Raw genomic sequence first — 3,542 nt, 5'->3', positions numbered from 1 at the left:
ATCCGATGGGTAGAGGTGGGTCCTGCGCGACAGGCAGGCCGCCAGGATGGGCAGGCCAAAGCACCGGCCCGCGAAACCGGTGAGGCGGTGTCGCTTGCTGCGATCTGGAGGGCATATTGGTGATGGTGGTTCCGGTTCGCCCTGACGCCATGTGCCGATGTCCCGACTGTGACCGTAGGGTTGCAAAGAGTGTAGGGGATGGTCGATGCCCCTGCCCGGCTGGAAAGAAGGTGATGCGCGTTCATCAGGACATCGAACCACAGGAGCAGATCGAAGGGCCTAGCGACAACATGAATGGCCGACTGCCGGCGCGAGATGACGGGTCGCGGCACGTTGATTTGCTCGGCGTGGCTATTGGTCAAATCAAGGACGATGATATCTATCGCTCATGCTAGGGCCATGCACTGAGTTATAGAAACCAGTTCTATTGCTCATTGCCCTGACCTTCAGACAAATCGACCAAGCGCGGCCTGCTACCGCTGATAGCCCCGCCGCTGCTTATGAGCGGCAAGCCGCATCAGCGAAGTGATCGCCCTGCCCTCGTCCTCATGGCTCTCGATCAGGGATTGGCCACGTGCGCCAATTCTTCCCCATTCACGAATGAGACAGGCACGACCGAACAAGTCGCGCTGAACGCTCAATCGGTAATAACGCCGCATGTTAAGGGCCAAGTCGATACGACGCAGATCCAGCGTCGTCGGGAAGATTTCTAGCTGGACACCTGAATCAAACATGTAGTGATCATACCGACCATCACCACCATATCAAGTGCAGAACGCGCGCCCACACGGTGTTCCAAGGCAAACCTAAAGGGTGTCATCCCCTCGAGGGAAACGTCACCACATTCGTAGCTATCGTCCGATGTTGAAAATCCAGCCCTGCAGCCCAAAGCGGTGACCTGCGCCAGAGCATTTCCTCGATGCCGCCACCACCCGTCCGGACTAGCAGCCCCACCCATTCAAGTGGCATCGCGACTGCGCTGAACAACCCGCCCGCCGGACCACGCCATCCACCGCCTGCACTGGGGCCATAGAGGAAGTTCGCCAGTTCAGGCAGCGTAAAGCCATCCTGCGGCATCCGGTTGATTGCTTGCAACCACAATTCCCAGTCTCCGCCGGGCGCCTCACCCGTGCGCATGCCTTCGGAATGGTCAAACCGAAACAAAAACGCTGGCGCGATGGTGGCAAAGGCCGCCTCTGGGTCTGCCACAAGTGTCATGCCCGGCTTTGTTAGCCGCCAGCCACCACCCATTTTGCGCCCAAGGCGCAAGGATGTGAGGAGGACGCGCAAATACTCCAAAGGCGGGACATCGTATTCATCGAGCACCTTGTTGACAGAATACAGCTTTTCGGCAGTCCAGTTCGGGAAATTCATACGCCGCACGACCCAATCAATGCAGTGCCGGTTCCACGCACCTAATTTGGTCAGTCTGATTTCACTATGCTCAACCTGATACGCCGCGATGGTCTGAAACGCGCGCAGCATCGGCGCACTTGTTTGCACCAAGTCGACTCCAGGATGCGGTCGAAAATTGATAGAGTTGGTCATGGGGCAGCCATTGAAGTGGACGACAAGGGAAGCGACATGTTCGGCAGTTTGCGATTTGCTGGACCGTTGCGGCGGCAAGCCATTAAAGTCCAGCTCAAATCAGGTTTTCATACTCGCGCAGAAAGTCGGCTGTTTGCAACAATCCCTGCCCTTCGAGTTTCAGGACCAGTGCGGAAACCGTATACTTCGGATCTTTCAACCGTGCGCGCATGTCGCGCAGCGCGCCAATTGCAACGGCGTGATCCAAATCCATTGCGTTGGTAATGAAGTCGTCGGGCGACATGACTTCGATGCCCCAACGATCAAGTACGTCCTGCGGGAAATCTTTGAGGTTGTCAGTTACTAGAGTATCGCAGCGAGCAGCTATGGCCGCAGCCAGTACATGTTCATCATCGGGATCGGGCAGCGAACCAAACAGGTTCGCACTTTCGCTCGGTGAAACGATCGCTTCTGGAAATGCCCTTTCGATGGCGCGGCGCTGACGCCCAGGATCAGCCGTGCCTTTTGAGATCGCCAAGATCGCCTTCTCGGTCTCGTCCAGAATGCGCGCGGACCAGTAGGGTCGAAACAAGCCAGCCTCGGCCAAACTCAAAATAATGTTCCGCTTGAGGCCACCCCCAAGGACGCAGGCATCGATGATAGCCGCGTATCGGTTCATCGGGCCGCTCAAATCAGGTCGCCCTCCGCGTCCAGCCCCGCAAGTTCGGACAGGGCATTGGATCGGGCCTGGTCGCGTTCGGCCATGTAGGCGAAAAGATCCTCTGCCCGGACACGACGATGGCGACCAACCATTGTGAACGGGATGTCGCCCTTTTCGAGCAACTTGATCAGGAAGGGCCGGGAGACATTCAGCATATCTGCCGCTTCTTGCGTCGTGAGCTCAGCTTCGACCGGGATCATGCGAAACCCGCGGCCAGTTGAAATCAGGCGCAGAATATCCAGCAAGGTATCGGTGAGCGCCGGCATAAGCGTGATGTTGCGCGTCTCGCCGCCATCGACGGCGAGCGAGAGGTCGACTGGTTGGCCCTCGGTCACCTGCGAAGCGATGATGTGACGAAGTTGATCTGCGTTGTTGATCTCGACCTTTGTGGGTAACCGGTTCGAGAACCGCTCCTTGTGCAATGCTGCCATTTTGCCCTCCTGCGTCGCCGTTCGGCGTCCATCTAGAGATGGGTGTGACATGCAATCGAAGCAAGCGCAACATTCGAATTATTCGAAACGGCCAGCGTCCAGCACTCAATTATGCTCGGGCACTCCCAACCCGGCCGAGATCACAGGGCAAAATCATTCCTGATCAGAGCTCTAACTTCGGGCCAACCACTCTGATTGGCAAAGTCTTGTCCGCAACAATGCCCCGCTTGTGTCCACGAACTCGGACGACCTTACCACTGGAATAGCGCCGCTCATGCTCGCTCACCCAGTGTTCGGTCGGTGTCGCGCGGCCGGAAGCCCGGGCCGCTTCGAATTGACGCCGTGCTTCGCGCTCAACGAGGTGCCGTTCGCCGGATGGTCCGATGCGGATGGTAACATGGGACCGGAGCGTCTCCGTCATCCAAGTCTTGCCGAACTTTCGGGCGGTCTTCGTCTGCTCCGGCGAAAGACTTGGTGTTTCTTCGGACAGAAGATCATCCTCGCGCGCGGCTAAGGCAGCGAACATCATGAAGCCGATCACCAACTCATAGCTGACGTGCCCTTTGTGTTCTTCGAGCAAAGCCTGCACGTCTTTGACATGCTCATCCCTGTCGCCTCGAGCATGCGCCATCAAGACGTTCATCTGGGGTTGCCAAACTGCGTCGGTGAACTCCGGGCGACCACCCGACTTTCTGAGAACAAGAGTTGCTAGCGGCTCTATGAAACTGCGGTCCATCATACCGTTAAAGAGCCGTACGGTCATTGCGCCGTCCGACCGGTTGTCGAACAAGAAGCCTCGTTGGGAGAAGTGCCGCAGGTCAAGACGCGCCATCGTGGTCAGACCCCTGGCAACGCGGTCCACC

The 3,542-nt window shown here is 57.7% G+C and carries 5 protein-coding genes; all 5 read right to left on the bottom strand.

Annotated features, from left to right (window positions below; translation table 11 throughout):
- Positions 1-473: 473 nt before the first annotated feature.
- A complete protein-coding gene (locus tag Q0239_RS17540; protein WP_108437599.1) occupies positions 474-734 on the bottom strand; it encodes a WGR domain-containing protein in 261 nt (86 codons plus the stop codon).
- Positions 735-816: 82 nt separating this feature from the next.
- Positions 817-1,503, bottom strand: coding sequence for a hypothetical protein (locus Q0239_RS17535; RefSeq protein ID WP_298605261.1), 687 nt, complete (start codon positions 1,501-1,503; stop codon positions 817-819).
- 139 nt (positions 1,504-1,642) lie between these two features.
- Positions 1,643-2,218, bottom strand: coding sequence for a PIN domain-containing protein (locus Q0239_RS17530; protein WP_108437601.1), 576 nt, complete (start codon positions 2,216-2,218; stop codon positions 1,643-1,645).
- The gene (locus Q0239_RS17525; RefSeq protein WP_298605257.1) at positions 2,215-2,679 is read right to left on the bottom strand and encodes a helix-turn-helix domain-containing protein; all 465 of its coding nucleotides are present in this window, start codon (positions 2,677-2,679) and stop codon (positions 2,215-2,217) included. The genes Q0239_RS17530 and Q0239_RS17525 overlap by 4 nt, the downstream gene beginning before the upstream one ends.
- A 163-nt stretch (positions 2,680-2,842) precedes the next feature.
- The coding region (locus Q0239_RS17520; protein WP_298605256.1) for a hypothetical protein at positions 2,843-3,542 on the bottom strand (700 nt) is incomplete at its 5' end.

The organism is uncultured Sphingorhabdus sp., assembly GCF_937872355.1.
In the GTDB taxonomy this organism is placed as follows: domain Bacteria; phylum Pseudomonadota; class Alphaproteobacteria; order Sphingomonadales; family Sphingomonadaceae; genus Sphingorhabdus_B.
This window is presented reverse-complemented; position numbering and strand designations above follow the sequence as displayed.